This window comes from Bacillus sp. SH7-1, assembly GCF_008042405.1.
GTDB lineage: Bacteria > Bacillota > Bacilli > Bacillales > Bacillaceae_G > Bacillus_A > Bacillus_A thuringiensis_N.
Genome location: NZ_QNUD01000015.1, coordinates 23,715 through 40,117 on the forward strand (window position 1 = coordinate 23,715; position 16,403 = coordinate 40,117).

Here is a 16,403-nt window from a genome sequence, read left to right on the forward strand (position 1 = left end):
GGGTACATTATACAAGGCAAAAAAGAAAAAAACCAGCATAAATGCTGGTTAAAAGTCGAAATAATTCCTTTTTAGTAGTCTTGGTCTTCCCATTAATTCTTCATATGTTAGTTGTTTTGGTAAATCTTTCGTATAAATTAAAAACAACTGATCTTCTATTTCTTTCACAGTTTGATCTGATTGATAGTCCATACCACATGAGGAACAAGAAATGCATGGTGTCTCTTGGATTTCAATGGCTTTCGTACCATCTGGCAATTCCCAATATACAGTATTCAAGCTTTCTTTCGCTTCTGTACCGTCACACCACATACAATTCATACTGCATCACCCTCAGTTTTTTTGTCGTTCTCTTCTAATTTAGCCATTTGTGCTTGATATTTTTTATCTTTCAATTGATCGCGCTTATCACGTTTATCTTTTAATGATGCATGAGTGTCATTATCTTCATAGTCTTTACGACGGTTCATACGCTGTAAGTCGTCTGGAACAAGGTTAAATTTCTTATCACTCATAAGACCTGCGATACCAACATCTGAACGTTTTTCTTCGTAGTTTGGATAGATTTCTTTAAAGTACCCTTCTGCTCTTCCTGGGATATAGCTCTCTGGCTCTGGATACGTTGTAATTACACCTTCAAAGTTACGAAGCACAACTTTATCTGCACTTTGCGAGATTAAATAGTTTGGTTGAAGCGCAATTTTCCCGCCTCCTCCTGGTGCATCAACAACAAATGTCGGAACCGCATAACCAGACGTATGTCCGCGTAAACCTTCAATAATTTCAAGACCTTTAGATACTGGTGCACGGAAGTGACCGATACCTTCAGATAAGTCACATTGATAAATATAGTATGGACGTACACGGATTTTTACTAGGTCATGCATAAGTTTTTTCATAATTGGCACGCTGTCGTTAATACCAGCTAAAATTACTGCTTGGTTTCCGACTGGAACACCCGCATTCGCTAACATTTCACATGCTTTTTTCGATTCCTCTGTAATTTCAATAGATGTATTGAAATGTGTATTTAACCATACTGGATGGTATTTTTTAATAATGTTACATAAGTTTTCTGTAATACGCTGCGGGAATACTACTGGCGCTCTTGTTCCGATACGAATAATCTCGACATGCGGAATCTCTCGTAAATTTTTTAATACATACTCTAAAATTTTATCATTAATTAGAAGTCCATCACCGCCAGAAATTAAAACGTCACGTACTTGTGGCGTTTCACTAATATAAGCAATTGCATCATCTAATTGTTTCTTCGGCACACCCATTCCAATTTGTCCACTAAAACGGCGGCGTGTACAGTAACGACAATACATAGAACATTGATTCGTTACTAAGAATAATACACGATCAGGATAACGATGTGTTAATCCTGGAACTGGTGAATCTTCATCTTCATGAAGCGGATCTTCTAAATCATATTTTGTTTTATATAACTCTTCCGAGATCGGTACTGATTGCATCCGAATCGGACAGCGTGGGTCATCAGGATTCATTAGCCAAGCATAGTACGGTGTAATGTTTAACGGGATCGTTTTCGTTGAAATTTTAACGCCCTCTTCTTCTTCAGGTGTTAAGTTAATTACTTTCTTTAAATCATCTAACGTTTTGATCGTATTCGTTAATTGCCAAACCCAATCATTCCATTGCTCTTCAGTAACATCCTTCCACAACTCGATATCCTTCCAGTGACGATTTGGTTTGTATACATCATGTAACATTGCTATTCCCCCTTTTTATACGCTCATCCTTTATATAAGCAATAGTTATGCCAACTTTACTTTATTGATAAGTAAATGTACGGAGAACCCTATTACATAAGCGAAAAAATATTTTTAAACACTGTATGAAATCCATACATACTATCATATTCATTACTTTATATATATGTAAACGCTCTTTTATTGGTGCAAACACACAAAAACCGCCAATTATTCGGCGGTTTTGTCGTACTTACTCAGTTTATATTGAAGCGTTTGGCGAGGGATACCTAACATTTTTGCAGCTTGTAATATATTCCCTTCCGTTTCAATTAACGCTTGATCTATTAATTCCTTCTCCGTTTGATGAAGTGCTTCTCTAAGTGGTAATATTCTCTTCTTCTTTGGAAGATTCTCTTTCCGAAATGCACGCGGTAAACAATTTGCTGTTAATGTATTCCCTTCTGCGATAATGACAGCATGTTCAATCGTATGTTTTAGCTCCCGAACATTTCCAGGCCATTGGTAAGACTGTAGTCTTTCTTTCGCTTCCTGATCCACTTGAAGTACACCTTTTTTATAACTTTTATTATATTCATTCAAAAAATAAGATGCTAATAATAATACATCCTCAGTTCTTTCACGTAGCGGCGGAATATATAATGAAAATACATTTAACCTATAATATAAATCAGTACGAATTTTATTCTCTCTTAAACATACTTCTGGTGGCTGATTCATTGCGGTAATAACACGAACATCCACTTTTCTAGTCTTATTATCACCAATTCGACGAATAACACCATCCTCTAATACACGTAACATCTTCGCTTGTAAATCGAGCGGCATTGAATTCAGTTCATCTAAAAACAATGTCCCTCCATCTACAAGTTCAAATAATCCCGCTCGTTCAATTGCCCCAGTATAACTCCCTTTCGTCGTTCCAAACAATAAACTTTCTAACAGCGACTCCGGCAAAGCTGCGCAGTTTTGTGCAATAAACGGCTTGTTCTTCCGCTTAGAAGCTTCATGAATCGCTTGTACAAATAACTCTTTTCCTGTTCCTGTTTCCCCATATATTAAAACATTTGCATCAGTTGGGGCTACTTTTTGCGCTAATTCTTTCGTCTGTTTAAACCGAGCATCATTCGTCACTATCGTCTCAAATGCAACATGCTTTTTGATTGCTTTTTTTCTAGATGACCGCTTTATTTTCGACTGCAAATCTACAATGGTATCCGTAAGTTTTTGAACTGTGGAATAATCCTTTGCGATTTCAACAGCTCCCGCAATATTTCCATCTATAAAAATAGGTAACGTTGTATTTACTGTACAAATGTCTTCCCCATTTAAATTTTGATAATGCTGAACTTGATGAACGATTGGTTTTTTTGTATCTAACACTTTCATCAACGTACTTGTTTCCCTAGATAAAGAAGGGAACGCCTCTAACAAATGTTTACCTAACACTTTTTCAATTTTTGATCCATCGTGTTTTGCAGCTACAGTATTATAGAAAATTGTGATACCATTTTCATCTACTGCGTGTATTGCCTCATCAATACTGCCCAAAATCGCTTCAATGACTTCTTGTGTCGAAACTGCTAGCAATGTCATCCCCCCTCTTGCCGAAAATCCAGCAATTACATGCCGAATTTTCGGCATACCTATGTGCGATTATAAGCATGACGATTCCGTTCTATTTTTATACCGTACTATTTAGACAAATCTTTCACCCATATATTCATATCTTCTAGCTTATCAAAAATGTAGCAATTGTTCGCCAATCTCCCTGTATACGTATAACCTAACTGATGAAAGGCCGCATTCATTCCGAAAGAAAGTGATCGAGCAATTGTATAAGAGCAGAAAATCGATTTTTCTTGAAGTTCTTCTTCTAACTTAATTAGTAAACTTTTCATAAATCCATGTTTACGATATTCGGGTAAAGTAGCACAATTCGTTAATTCTGCATTTCCTTCTTTTATATTCATTTCTGCAGACGCCGTACTAATTATTTTCCCCTCGAATTCATACACATAGTAAATTGTATCGTCTTCTTTCATCGTTTGTTTTACATAACTCGCCTCGTTTAAAGGAGTTGGATACACTTCAAATACTTTCCCAAAGACAGCTGCTAATTCTTCCGCATCCTCTACTGTCGCTTTTCTTAATAGAAACTTCTCTGGAACTATTTTTCCCTTTACTTCTTTCGCTTTTACACCGCTTAAAATAGTATCTTCCTCAGCCCACTGAATACTATTTCGTCTTTCATCATTATTAAATTTCACGAAGAAGTATGCATCGTGACCTTGAAAATAATGTGGTATTGTTGCTTCTAATAAAAAACCGAAAGAGAGCCATGTTGAAACATGCTCTCCCTTTCCTTTAACAATACATTTAGTGAAAGAATGTTTCTCTGCTAATTCGTCAATTGTTTGGATAATCCTCTCAACATTTCCTGTGTAATGGTCTACTCGAATTCGTTTATTAAAATAGTCTAAAACGCCTTCTATTGTATAGCCATTCGTCTGTTCTCTAAAAGATTCATAGTATTTCATTTTTTCACCTCACACCAATCTAGTAATGTACATGCAATAATTTTTGCGGCAGCTATCATTTTATCAACTTCTATATATTCGTTTGGATAATGTGCTACTTTCGTCTCACCTGGGCCAAATACTATTGTTGGTACATTGGCGATTTGTGTAAATAAACCTCCATCAGTCCCCCACGGAGATGCTTCAATAATTGGTTCGTTCCCTTCGATTTCAACAAAGTTGTGCTCGAGAGTTGTAATTAACTCATGATTTTCTTCTAGTTCACCAGGAACCCATCTCGCTCCAAACCATTCTACTTCTACTGGATTTTCAACAAACCAATTGTCCACATCATTTAATTCAACAATCCAATTCTCGAACTCTTCTTTTGCTGCCTCTATAGTCTCATTCGGCGCGATACCGCATCTTCCTTCTAAAATTAAAGAATCAGGAACAGAACTTGGCCAGCTCCCACCTTCAATTTTCCCAATATTAATTGGAATTGGGATCGGTATTCCTTTAAATAACGGGTCTGTAATTCGATCATTTCTTTTCTCTTCCAGTTTTCTCAAATGGTCTACAACAAACATACTTTTTTCAATTGCACTTACTCCTTCATAACGTGTTCCACCGTGTGCTGCTTTCCCTTTCACATGTAAGCGAAACCACATGGACCCTTGTTGTTTCGGGAAAAACTTCATATTTGTTGGTTCAGGAATAATAACACCATCCGCTTTATATCCTCGTAATATAGTCGCTAATGTTCCTGCCCCGCCACTTTCTTCTTCGATTACACTTTGAAAATAAATATCTCCTTTTAATTCAATACCAGATTCAATAATTGCTTCCATCGCAAGCATAAGTGAGACATTGCCGCCCTTCATATCTGTCGTTCCACGACCATAAATACGATTCCCTATTTTCTCACCACTATAAGGATGATGGTCCCACTGATTCACATCTCCTTCTGGTACGACATCAATATGTCCATTTAGTATCATAGATTTCCCTTCGCCACTTCCTTTTAAAGTCGCTACAATATTTGGACTATCTGAAAAACTCGTACGCGGTGATACAAAATAGGGATGATCTTTCATTTTAGAAAATGAAGGCTCCCAAATATCAAGATCTAAACCTAGCTCACGTAATTTTTCAATCACAATTGCCTGCGCACCACTTTCATCACCAGATATGCTCTTTTCTTGAATTAATCGTTTTAAAAATTTTACGCTTTCCTCTTCATGACTCTCAATATAATCACAAACTTGTTTTTTTAATTGCTCCATATATTACATCTCCCCTCATTCAATTACTAGTAAGTTAGAGCCAATTTCAAAATCTGCTTCTGTATGTTGTTTTATATCTTCCACTGTGTATGGACTCATCAATTCTTGTAAAACGAGTCCACCCTGCGTTACTTCCATTACTGCCATATCCGTAATAATTAAATCCACACATTTTTTTGAAGTTAATGGTAATGTACACTCGGAAACAATTTTTGCATTTCCGTATTTATCGACATGATTCATTACAACAACGACCCGCTTCGCTTTTTGAGCTAAATCCATTGCTCCTCCAATACCTGGAACGCGTTTCCCTGGAACAATCCAGTTTGCTAAATCACCATTCTCACTTACTTGTAATGAACCAAGAATCGTTATATCTAGTAAACCTTTTCGAATCATCCCAAACGCCATGCAACTATCAAAATAACTCGCTCCTGTAATAAGAGAAGTCGGTAAACCTGCTGCGTTACATAAATTTTCGTCTTCATTTCCTTTGCTTGGCGTAGGTCCCATACCTACGATTCCATTTTCCGCATGAAACATAACGTTTATATCGTCAGGCAGATGATTCGGTACAAGCGATGGTATACCAATTCCTAAATTTACAATCATACCATTTTGTATTTCTTTCGCCGCGCGCCTAGCAATCTTATCTCTCACTTCTACGCCCATACCCATTTCCAATTCACTCCTTCCGACGGTACGATATAATTTACAAATACTCCTGGGACAACAATTTCTTCTGGATCTAAACTTCCAAGTGGAACGATTTCTTCTGCTTCTACAATCGTTATATCCCCTGCCATAGCAACGTGAGGGTTCATGTTACGAGCGCTCTTATCAAACACAAGGTTACCGAACGGATCCGCCTTTTTCGCGTATACAATCGCAACCTCAGCAGTTAATGCTGTTTCAACTAAATATGTTTTACCATTCATTTCAACAGTACGTTTTCCCTCTTCTACAATCGTATCAACACCTACATCAACTAATACGCCACCAAGTCCTACACCACCAGCGCGAATACGCTCTGCTAATGTTCCTTGAGGAGAAAACTCAATTTGTAACCTTCCTTCGTTTAGTTGTCTTCCTGCATTTGGATTTGAACCAATATGAGAAGTAATTAATGATTTTACTCTTTCATTCGTAACAAGACGACCAATTCCTACATCAGGAAATCCTGTGTCATTCCCTATTAAATTTAAATTTGTAACTCCTTTTTCTAAAATGGCCTGTATTAAAGATGGAGGGGATCCAATCCCCCCAAATCCCCCAAACATTAATGTCATATCATCGTGAAACAAAGAAATTACTTCCTCTATCTCTTTTAATTTACTGAATGTATTCGTAATAGTTGTCATACGATACTATGCCCTCCTTTTTGCATCATTTCCTCCACACTTTTTGCAAAAATTGAAAGTAATTCATCTAACTCGGAATATGTAGTTGTCATTGGCGGTGCTACAAGCAGTGCGCTATCTTCTTTTCCTGCTTGCCCTGAAACAGCTTGGTATAAAAGAAGACCATTTTTAGCTGCAACCGAAATAAGTTCCGACGCTTTTGTAAACGGTTGCAATTCTACTCCAATCAGCAATCCTTTTCCGCGCACATCAGCAATGATTGTCGATTGTTGCTGAACTTTCTGTAATCCTTTTATTAAATACTCTCCCTTTTCCGCTGTTTTTTCAGGTAGATTATGTTTCTCCATATATTCAATAACAGCTAGCGCTGTTGCTGCAGATAATGGATTTGCACTTAACGTATGCCCACTCATAACAGAACGCGATCCTCGTAAAATCGGCTCCATAACACGGTCGCTTACAACCGTCGCTGCCATCGGCGTGTATCCAGCTCCTAAACCTTTACCAAGGGTCATAATATCCGGTTCTACACCCCAATGCTCCATCGCAAACCATGCGCCAGTACGACCAAGTCCAGTCATTACTTCATCAGCAATAAATAAAATATCATAATGACTACAAATATCTTTAATGACTTTATAATATTCTTTCGGCGGAACGACTGCGCCTCCAGCTGCCCCGATAATCGGTTCAGCAATAAAAGCTGCGATATGTTCTGCTCCAATTCTTTCAATTGATCTTTCAAGTTCAGTCGCACAAGCAAGCTGACAAGTCGGATATACCTTTTGCACCGGACATCTAAAACAATATGGAGCTGGAATAGTTGGATAATCTTCTAAAATTGATACGAAACGTTGTCTGCGTAGTGGATGCCCAGACATTGATAAGGCTCCCATCGTAATACCGTGATAACTCATCCATCGTGACAAAATTTTATGCTTCCCTTGAATACCTCGCTCTTGAAAATGCTGGATTGCAATTTTCATAGCTGTTTCATTTGCTTCCGTACCACTATTCACAAAAAAGCTCCAGTTCAAATCTCCTACACTTAAATCGCTTAATTTCTTCGCTAATTTTTCAGCTGGTTCACTCGTAAACTGTGATCTATAAACGAAAGCAATCTCCTCTGCTTGTTTTTTGATAACGTCTGCAATCTCCTTTACGCCATGCCCAATCCCTGCCGTAATTGCCCCTGACGAGCCATCAAAATATTTATTTCCGTTTTGATCATACAAATACACACCTTTTCCATGTGAAATCATTGGATACGGCTGACCAACAAGTGGTTTAATTAAGTAATCGCGCATAGCGCTCCCCCATTTCTCCAATTTGTATATATATATGAAGAAAATTGACGTTTCTTTCATAAAAAAGAACCCTCTGCGAAAGCAGTGAATTTATCAAAAAACTATTATAAAATATACAAATGAGTGCTAAATATCATTTCAAAAACAGAAAATTCAGAACTTAAACTAAAGACCAACCCTTATCTATACGCTCAAATAACCCTCCCTTATATAAAATTAGCGCTTCACTAAATATTTTTCTAACATAATGCCAGCCTCGCTCAATTGCCGACATTGTGTAAACTTCGACGAAACTCCCTTTAAACTCCTTCCTATTCACCTACTTTATATTGCATATTTTCAAACAAAATTCGACAATTATCCTTACTAAATACATAGCGATTATTTGTATAAAAAACAATATTCTACATACTTTACAGTTCGTTTTATACAATAAAAAAAGAACCGATTAACCACATTAATCAGTTCGGCACGACGCTCTATTACCGGTTAATACCTTCACTTGCAAAATAAATCAAAAACTATAGCACAAAATCCTTCATAACTTCATTCCCAATCACTTTTGGGATAACCTCATCCCAATTCGTCACTCCTTCCCTCAAATTCAAACTACCATTCCTTTATAAATTATGTAGGACAATCATCACTTCGTATGTGTATTTGCCTATAATTTAAAAAATCCCTATTTTTTTAAGAATTTCAGACCATGCATTTCAACATCTTCATTACAAATTTTCTCCTTTAAAAACCATTTTTTCGCATAACCTCGTTCTTGCTAAGCATATAGTTTTAATGATGACAAAGGAGGAATGTTCATGTCTCAATCTGAGCTCGAAAAATATGGACAAGAAGCTGCACGTTACGAACAACTCGCTCGTTACTACCAATTTCATAATCCGAAAAAATATGTAGAGTTATATATGAAATATTACGATGCACTTACGAAACTTGTACAGGCATATGAAAAAAGAGATTCCCAAGAAGCTACTTTACCATCACACATAAGGTTTTTTCACTCTGCTTCAAATACACCTGCAGTTGACATTTTAGTAAACGGGCAAAAGGTTATTAAAAATATTTCGTTTAAACAATTTAGTCCCTATTTAACATTAGTGCAAGGTAAATACCGTATAGATATTGTTCCTGTCGGAAATGAAACTCCCATCTTTTCAGCTTTAGTACCGATAATGGGAAACCACACTTATACTTTTGCCGCAATAAATAGTGATAATCATCTACAATTACAACCTATGCTTGATAATACACATTTACCAGCTGGCCAAGCAAAAATACGCTTTGCGCATTTTTCTCCAGATACACCTGTTGTAAATATAGATTTAAAAGGTGGAGATCATTTATTTGAAAATGTACTATTTAAACAAATAACAGATTTTTTAGAAGTTAGTCCTGGTACAGCAGATATTGAAATTTCACTCGCAGATAATCCAAGCGTCTTGCTAACTATACCGAATTTCAAAGTCGAACCGAACATCATTTATACAATTTCAATTTTAGGTTATTCAACGAAAGATCCTAAATTAGAAGCCGTTATACTTACGAATTAAAACAGTCTACACCATTCATTTGGTGTAGACTGTTTATTTTTGAAATACAATTTGAAATTCTGTCCAATCTTTATCTGAACGGCACATGATGGACCCATTATGTTTTTCTACAATTTGTTTACATACAAATAATCCAATACCAGTTCCTAACTTTTTAGTAGTTACAAATGGTTCAAAAATCGTTTCTACATTTTCAGCTGGAATCATTGGCCCATTATTTTTTATCACAATTCGAATCACTTGATTTTCTTCAAATACATCAATGATAATTTTTCGTTCTTCTTTCATTGATTCAAGAGCGTCAATTGAGTTCATTAATATATTTAAAACTACTTGTCTCACTTCACTCCGATAGCCAACAAACGAAATTGGATACGGCAAATTCTTTTCAATCGAAACATTCGCATTGACCAAGCTCGGATATAAGAACTGTATAATATCTTGAAACAAATCATTAAGCCAAAATCGTTCTGATTCAGTCCACATTTCTTTTTTCGATACGAGTAAAAATTGCGAAATACGAAAATTTAATTGGTCTAATTCATGCGAAATAATATCTAAATACGATAAACTAGGATGATCTGCCTTTAATAATTTGACAAATCCCATTATGGAAGTAAGTGGGTTACGAAATTCATGTACAAAACTAGCTGACATTTGCCCTAAAATCGTCAGCCTTTCTTTATGTGTTTCGTTAATATATTGCTGTTTTTCCTCTAAATTTTTTGATATAATTTCCGAGTATTTTAAAACAGTATAATAAATTAATTTGTCAAAACAAGTATGTATTTGAGCCATAATTGGTTTCAATTCACGTGCGCTAACATCTAATTCACACATCGCTTCGAAAAGCTCATTTCTTCCCACATTTGCATTATAAACAAAATCACCAATATTCGCATCTGCTCCTGCACGTTCAATAGCAATTTTCTCGCATAATGGCTGAAGATAATCTATATCTTTTTCTTCCATAGTAAGTTCGATAATTAACTCTAATAAATCCTCTCCATTTTGAACTGCTTCTAGTTTAAATGGATCTTTATCGGAAATTATCATTTTGTTTTTCCAGTTCTCAACGAATTGGTGCCTGTTGTTTTTCAAGTGCGAACAAAATACTTCTTTAATATCCTTATCGATTGGAAAAACCCCCATTCCCTCCATTTCCATGCGACGAACACCCTTTATATTTTGAATATTAACACAAAAACTGCAATTCGTTAATAGATTATTGTCACATTTTGTTAATATGTGTTGATAAAATTTTTATGACTTTATTAATTGTTTAGATTGATACATTCCATTTCCCTTCATTTCATTCAAAGTTTTTTACATTTGATGAGACTTTTTTTGCATCCTGCTTTATTCTTTCGTACAATAGAAAATGAAAGGTGTGAAAAATATGGTAAATAAAAATGTGGAAGATTATCTCCAAGAAGGCATTTACGGCCAAAAGCAGAACAAACCAGAAGAACGTAATATGTATTTAACTACATTACGTGAGCGTGTAGAAATCGCTTTAACTATCGGTCAAGTAATGCAAAGTAATGTATATTCTGAAGTAGCTAGTAGCATGCGCTCTTCTCAATCATTACAAATATTCCTAAATGGTGGCATTGCTTACCCACATTTATCAAAATACATCAAATTAGCAAATGAAAAAAATATTCCTTTTACAATTGTTCAAAATAAAGGTACAGAAACACCAATCGGTTTAGTATTATCTCATAGCACCGCTGTAGATAAAGAACAAATTTATGTAGAAGATGCTATTTTCAAACAAGAAATGAAGTAAAAGGTACACTTGCTTAAATGAAATTGTTCCGAGAAACGTAAAACAAACAATAAAAAACGAGTATGGAATCGTAAACATTCCCTGCTCGTTTTTTATTGCGATGTTTAAGCTGGATCTACTTTATTTTTTTATACACACTAATTTCAATTCTGTCATTTCTTCTATTGCATATTTAATACCTTCACGCCCCGTACCACTTTCTTTCACACCACCGTAAGGCATATGATCTACCCTGAACGTTGGAATATCATTTATCATGACACCACCAACTTCTAGCTCGTCAATCGCACGCATTGCTTTGAACAAATTATTTGTGAATACTCCTGCTTGTAGACCGTAACGCGAATGATTTACTTTCTCTATTGCTTCATCAAATTCTTTAAATGTATTTACAGTCATGAGTGGACCAAATACTTCTTGGCACTGAACAGATACATGCTCTGGAACATTCGTTAATACAGTTGGTTCAAAAATCCTTTCATCACGTTTCTTACCACCATATAAAACATTCGCTCCTGCTTTAACTGCTTCTTGCACCCACATTTCAATTCGCTCTACATCTTTTTTCGAAATTAAAGCCGATACATCTGTTTCTTCAAGCAATGGATCACCAACAACAACTGTTTCCATCGCTTTCTTTAGCTTTGAAAGAAATTCATCCATTCTCTTTTCATGTACAAAAACACGTTGCACTGAAATACAAACTTGTCCATTATTAACAAATGCTCCCCATTTCACACGTTCAATTATTTCATCCGTTAATTCTACATCTTCATCAATAATAACAGCAGCATTTGACCCTAGTTCTAACGTAACTCGCTTTAACCCAGCCTTTGCCTTAATTCCAATTCCAACCTTCGGACTTCCCGTAAAAGTAATGGAAGCAACATCATCATTTGTTACTATCGCCTCACCTACAGTTGAACCGGGACCAGAAATAATATTTAAAGCTCCTTTTGGCAATCCAGCCTCTTCAAATAATTCAACTAATGCGTAAGACGATAATGGCGTTTGATCAGCTGGTTTTAATACAACAGTATTTCCGGCAGCAATTGCAGGGCCAACTTTATGTGCTACTAAATTTAATGGAAAGTTAAATGGTGTAATTGCCCCTATAACCCCAATCGGTTTTCTTATTGTGTAGGCAATACGGCCATCTGCACCAGGCGCTGCATCAAGTGGCAATGTCTCACCGTATATACGCTTCGCTTCTTCCGCTGCAAATTTGTATGTCTGAACGGTACGATCTACTTCTCCCCTCGCAGCACGAATTGGTTTTGCGGCCTCTTTTGCAATAATCTCCGCAAATTCTTCTCTTCTTTCATCCATTTTTTGTGCAACCTTCTCTAAAATAGTCGCACGATCATATGCAGATAATTTATTCATTTTCTTCATTGCATTTTTTGCAGCAGTAACAGCCTCCTTTACATCTTCTTCTGTTCCTTGTGCAATTTCCGCTAATGTTTCTTCAGAATACGGTGCATATAATGGTTTATACGTGTTTACAGACTTCCAAGCTCCATTTATATATAAGTGCTTTTTCATAATTCTGCTCCTTCCAAATATATGTATACAACAATACTTCACCTAGTGAAAGGTCTGACTTATGCCATTGTATCATAGCTCTTATTCTCCAAAAAACATTATGCTCAAAAAAACTCTGCCATATAGCAGAGTCTATGAACTAATTTGTTCTTGTAATGAAATTTGTTTTTCATCTTCTAAAATAGCAATTGATTCTACAGTCTTTGTAACTTCTAATCTCTTAATATAGTGTCCATCTAATTCTTTCACACAAAACTTATAATTTTCAATTTCAATGAAATCCTCTTCAGCAATTTCTATATTCTTCGTTAAAATCCAACCACCTATTGTATCAACACCATTATCATCAATCGTTAAACCTAATAACGTATTTACTTCACTAACAAGCACTTTTCCCTCTAGTATTGTTTTCGTTTCACTTACTTGTTGAATTTCTGGCTGTTCATCTGTATCAAATTCGTCTTGAATATCTCCAACTATTTCTTCTAATATATCTTCAACAGTAACAAGTCCAGACGTACCACCATATTCATCTATCAATATAGCAATATGTGTTCTTTCTTTTTGCATTTTTAAAAATAAGTCGTGTATTGGGATAGAGTCGATAACTAAAATGATTGGCCTAATATATTGCTCTACTTTCTTATTACTAACCGCCTTATGCTGCACAAAATCTGTGAAAATATCTTTAAAGTTTACAAAACCTATTACATGATCTTTATCACCATCAACAACTGGATATCTCGTATATTTTTCCCGAGACATTTTTTGCAAAGCTTCTTCAGCAGGCATGTCTTTACTTATAATATGCATCTCAGTTCGGGGTACCATTATTTCTTTTGCTATACGATCATCAAATTCAAAGATTTTATTTACATATTTATATTCAGACTGATTAATCTCGCCATTTTTGTAACTTTCTGAAACTAATAACCGTAATTCTTCTTCTGAATGAACCTCATCGTGCCCTTTCGGCGGTTTCAACCCTAGGAACTTCGTAATAATTCGGGCTGATCCATTTAATAGCCAAATAAACGGAAACGCCATACGATAAAAGATAATTAACGGTTTAGCAACAAATAAACTCACTTGTTCAGCTTTTTGAATCGCGAATGTTTTTGGGGCCAATTCCCCTATTACAACATGTAAAAATGTAATAAACAAAAACACTAAAATTACAGCAAAAATGTCCGCTAGTTGAGTAGAAATGTTTAAATTCACAAAAATCGTGTCAAACATTTGCTTTAATGCAGGTTTACCAAACCACCCAATCCCCAGAGCTGTAACTGTTATTCCTAGCTGACAAGCTGATAAATATTCGTCTAAGTTTGTAATGACTGTTTTGACAGGTGTTGCGCGATTATTTCCTTCTGCAATTAAATAGTCAATTCGTGAACTTCGCACTTTAACAATTGCAAATTCTGCTGCAACGAAAAATGCCGTTAAGGCAATTAAAACAATCACTATACTTATACTATATATGTCCAAATACTTTTCCTTACTTACATTGTAAGCAAGGAAGCCACCTCCTACTTAATTTTATTCAAGTGAAGTAAGCATTCTAATACTCTAACAAAATTCTACATTAGCAACCACCTTTTTATATATTATATGCATACATAAAAAAGATATTTATCATTATGATAATCTAATTTATTTCCCTTAGTCAAATAATTCTAAATCTTACAATAAAATATTTTTATATACACGATATATTCCTCACAGCCTCATTTCGTGAAAAAACACTTTCTTTGCCGATTCCACACTTCTTTTGTCACACCAGAAGGGAACTTACTTCATAGATCGAAATCATTCAACAGGATATATATAGGAGGGATTATTTTGGAATATAAAACACCATTTATCGCAAAAAAATTAGGTGTTAGCCCAAAAGCTGTTGTCCGGATTGCACAACAATTAAATCTTACGATAGAAAAAAATAAATATGGTCACTTTATTTTTACACAAGATGATTTAGATCAAATGTTAGAATACCATCTTTCACAAATAGAGCAACCCCAGAACTCTCACCCTGCTCAAAAAACATCATCAAATGATGTTGAAGAATTAAAAACTCAAGTAAACACAATTGTTCAAAACATATCATCGCATGATTTTAAACAATTAGCCGATCAATTAAACACTATTACGAGAAGGTTAGATCGAATGGAAGAACAAATGCAAGATAAAGCAAATGATGTTGTTACGTACCAACTTTTACAACATCGCCGTGAAATGGAGGAAATGTTAGAGCGAATTCAAAAGCTAGAAGCTGGCCTTAAGAAAGAAGAACCATTATTTATTACTCCCGATACAAAACCAACATATGAACGAGAAAAGAAACCGAAGCGCCGTAAAATGATTTTTAGTATATTTGGATTATAATTTTTAGACCCTTATTAAAATAATAAGGGTCTTTTTTCATGAAGAATGATTTCATATTAAAATAGCATTCTCTTTATTATACATATTCATTTCGTTTTATTTGGTTAACATAATATTTTTACTGTATTCTGCGATTAATGCCTGTGCATGAGCGTTCCCTTGAATCACATCTCGAAATTCTTTTAAAGAATACAAATGTGTAGCCCCTTTTCGGGCATGAATTCGTACTGGTACACCTTGTAAAGTATCATGAAACTGAAATGGATTATCTATCGGTTCAATTGGGAAACCGAGTGTTAATAAATACATATACATTCTTTTTGTAACTGCTGCAATATACCATTCTGCTTTCGTTTCTAATGCATGCATAAATAAAATAGCTGTTAATCTTTTGAAGTGTCCTCTCCCACGAGACGTTTTCGCAATACTTAACTTTCCTATTTCATATACATTTTTCAAATCTTTCACTAAGTCATTTTTAGAAAACGGATAGAAAAACTCAGAATTTGATTGCTCTGGTACCGTATACTTAATACATTCTACTGTACCGATATGATGTTCATCTTCTATTAATAAAAATCGTGATGGATTTAAATTACGTTCTACGAACATTAAGTTTCTTTCTTCACAAAAATCTCCCCATAGTTGCTCGAACCAAAAATGTTCTTCCTTTGTTTGAACACGCTGGAACATATATACCCGCCTTTCCCATCGCCGCTCTGTTTTTGATAACGCTTTCACTATCTATCATATAAGAACAAATCTTCGTATGCAACTAAAAATATTTACGACTTATTATATTCTGTAAAATGAATTAAATTCCACCTTCATTGTCTTTTATCTCTCATGTACCGCTCTTCTTACAACATATTTAGATTACTTTCAAATTCAAATCGTAGTATGC

15 protein-coding genes are annotated in these 16,403 nt (G+C 35.3%); 3 read left to right on the top strand and 12 right to left on the bottom strand.

Going from position 1 to position 16,403, the window contains the following annotated elements; translation table 11 throughout:
- Positions 1 to 48 precede the first annotated feature (48 nt).
- The 8 genes from DN390_RS13995 to DN390_RS14035 form a co-directional block, all read right to left on the bottom strand.
- Positions 49 to 321, bottom strand: coding sequence for a YokU family protein (locus DN390_RS13995; RefSeq protein WP_063223422.1), 273 nt, complete (start codon positions 319 to 321; stop codon positions 49 to 51).
- Entirely contained in the window at positions 318 to 1,739 is a 1,422-nt protein-coding gene (gene kamA, locus DN390_RS14000; protein ID WP_063223423.1) for a lysine 2,3-aminomutase, read from the bottom strand. Before kamA ends, DN390_RS13995 begins: the two co-directional genes overlap by 4 nt.
- A 210-nt stretch (positions 1,740 to 1,949) precedes the next feature.
- On the bottom strand, positions 1,950 to 3,335 hold the full coding sequence (gene rocR, locus DN390_RS14010) for an arginine utilization transcriptional regulator RocR (protein ID WP_147807603.1): 1,386 nt from the start codon (positions 3,333 to 3,335) through the stop codon (positions 1,950 to 1,952).
- 98 nt (positions 3,336 to 3,433) lie between these two features.
- The gene (gene ablB / locus DN390_RS14015) at positions 3,434 to 4,279 is read right to left on the bottom strand and encodes a putative beta-lysine N-acetyltransferase (protein WP_147807604.1); all 846 of its coding nucleotides are present in this window, start codon (positions 4,277 to 4,279) and stop codon (positions 3,434 to 3,436) included.
- The gene (locus DN390_RS14020) at positions 4,276 to 5,544 is read right to left on the bottom strand and encodes a peptidase (protein WP_147807605.1); all 1,269 of its coding nucleotides are present in this window, start codon (positions 5,542 to 5,544) and stop codon (positions 4,276 to 4,278) included. The genes ablB and DN390_RS14020 overlap by 4 nt, the downstream gene beginning before the upstream one ends.
- Before the next feature lie 15 nt (positions 5,545 to 5,559).
- Complete coding sequence (locus tag DN390_RS14025) at positions 5,560 to 6,222, bottom strand: CoA transferase subunit B (protein ID WP_098264315.1); 663 nt, start codon at positions 6,220 to 6,222, stop codon at positions 5,560 to 5,562.
- Entirely contained in the window at positions 6,207 to 6,905 is a 699-nt protein-coding gene (gene atoD, locus DN390_RS14030) for an acetate CoA-transferase subunit alpha (RefSeq protein WP_000208119.1), read from the bottom strand. Before atoD ends, DN390_RS14025 begins: the two co-directional genes overlap by 16 nt.
- Positions 6,902 to 8,212, bottom strand: coding sequence for an aspartate aminotransferase family protein (locus DN390_RS14035; protein WP_060630714.1), 1,311 nt, complete (start codon positions 8,210 to 8,212; stop codon positions 6,902 to 6,904). The genes atoD and DN390_RS14035 overlap by 4 nt, the downstream gene beginning before the upstream one ends.
- 815 nt (positions 8,213 to 9,027) lie before the next feature.
- On the opposite strand from DN390_RS14035, the gene DN390_RS14040 reads away from it, so the two are divergent.
- The gene (locus DN390_RS14040; RefSeq protein WP_060630713.1) at positions 9,028 to 9,777 is read left to right on the top strand and encodes a DUF4397 domain-containing protein; all 750 of its coding nucleotides are present in this window, start codon (positions 9,028 to 9,030) and stop codon (positions 9,775 to 9,777) included.
- Positions 9,778 to 9,810: 33 nt separating this feature from the next.
- On the opposite strand, the gene DN390_RS14045 is transcribed toward DN390_RS14040, so the two are convergent.
- Complete coding sequence (locus DN390_RS14045) at positions 9,811 to 10,944, bottom strand: BA2291 family sporulation histidine kinase (RefSeq protein WP_088116051.1); 1,134 nt, start codon at positions 10,942 to 10,944, stop codon at positions 9,811 to 9,813.
- A gap of 232 nt (positions 10,945 to 11,176) precedes the next feature.
- Here DN390_RS14045 and DN390_RS14050 point away from each other — a divergent pair, with 232 nt between their 5' ends.
- Positions 11,177 to 11,569 (top strand): YueI family protein, encoded by a 393-nt coding sequence (locus DN390_RS14050; protein WP_063223431.1) that lies wholly within the window; start codon positions 11,177 to 11,179, stop codon positions 11,567 to 11,569.
- 120 nt (positions 11,570 to 11,689) lie between these two features.
- Here the strand turns inward: DN390_RS14050 and DN390_RS14055 are convergent, their stop codons facing one another.
- Positions 11,690 to 13,114: an aldehyde dehydrogenase family protein gene (locus tag DN390_RS14055; protein ID WP_098539183.1), complete on the bottom strand. Its 1,425-nt coding sequence runs from the start codon at positions 13,112 to 13,114 to the stop codon at positions 11,690 to 11,692.
- 132 nt (positions 13,115 to 13,246) lie between these two features.
- A complete protein-coding gene (locus DN390_RS14060; RefSeq protein WP_147807606.1) occupies positions 13,247 to 14,602 on the bottom strand; it encodes a hemolysin family protein in 1,356 nt (451 codons plus the stop codon).
- Positions 14,603 to 14,956: 354 nt separating this feature from the next.
- Between DN390_RS14060 and racA the strand changes: the two genes are divergently transcribed.
- A complete protein-coding gene (racA, locus tag DN390_RS14065) occupies positions 14,957 to 15,499 on the top strand; it encodes a chromosome-anchoring protein RacA (RefSeq protein ID WP_147807607.1) in 543 nt (180 codons plus the stop codon).
- A gap of 96 nt (positions 15,500 to 15,595) precedes the next feature.
- Here racA and DN390_RS14070 read toward each other — a convergent pair whose 3' ends face one another.
- The gene (locus DN390_RS14070) at positions 15,596 to 16,192 is read right to left on the bottom strand and encodes a hypothetical protein (RefSeq protein ID WP_016088027.1); all 597 of its coding nucleotides are present in this window, start codon (positions 16,190 to 16,192) and stop codon (positions 15,596 to 15,598) included.
- Positions 16,193 to 16,403: the final 211 nt, after the last annotated feature.

Coding starts and splice junctions, on each gene's coding strand:
- rocR (WP_147807603.1), bottom strand. CDS start 3,335: ATGACATTGCTAGCAGTTTCGACACAAGAAGTCATTGAAGCGATTTTG.
- DN390_RS14040 (WP_060630713.1), top strand. CDS start 9,028: ATGTCTCAATCTGAGCTCGAAAAATATGGACAAGAAGCTGCACGTTAC.
- DN390_RS14055 (WP_098539183.1), bottom strand. CDS start 13,114: ATGAAAAAGCACTTATATATAAATGGAGCTTGGAAGTCTGTAAACACG.
- ablB (WP_147807604.1), bottom strand. CDS start 4,279: ATGAAATACTATGAATCTTTTAGAGAACAGACGAATGGCTATACAATA.
- DN390_RS14070 (WP_016088027.1), bottom strand. CDS start 16,192: ATGTTCCAGCGTGTTCAAACAAAGGAAGAACATTTTTGGTTCGAGCAA.
- DN390_RS14045 (WP_088116051.1), bottom strand. CDS start 10,944: ATGGAAATGGAGGGAATGGGGGTTTTTCCAATCGATAAGGATATTAAA.
- DN390_RS14020 (WP_147807605.1), bottom strand. CDS start 5,544: ATGGAGCAATTAAAAAAACAAGTTTGTGATTATATTGAGAGTCATGAA.
- DN390_RS14035 (WP_060630714.1), bottom strand. CDS start 8,212: ATGCGCGATTACTTAATTAAACCACTTGTTGGTCAGCCGTATCCAATG.
- kamA (WP_063223423.1), bottom strand. CDS start 1,739: ATGTTACATGATGTATACAAACCAAATCGTCACTGGAAGGATATCGAG.
- DN390_RS14050 (WP_063223431.1), top strand. CDS start 11,177: ATGGTAAATAAAAATGTGGAAGATTATCTCCAAGAAGGCATTTACGGC.
- DN390_RS13995 (WP_063223422.1), bottom strand. CDS start 321: ATGAATTGTATGTGGTGTGACGGTACAGAAGCGAAAGAAAGCTTGAAT.
- DN390_RS14025 (WP_098264315.1), bottom strand. CDS start 6,222: ATGGGTATGGGCGTAGAAGTGAGAGATAAGATTGCTAGGCGCGCGGCG.
- atoD (WP_000208119.1), bottom strand. CDS start 6,905: ATGACAACTATTACGAATACATTCAGTAAATTAAAAGAGATAGAGGAA.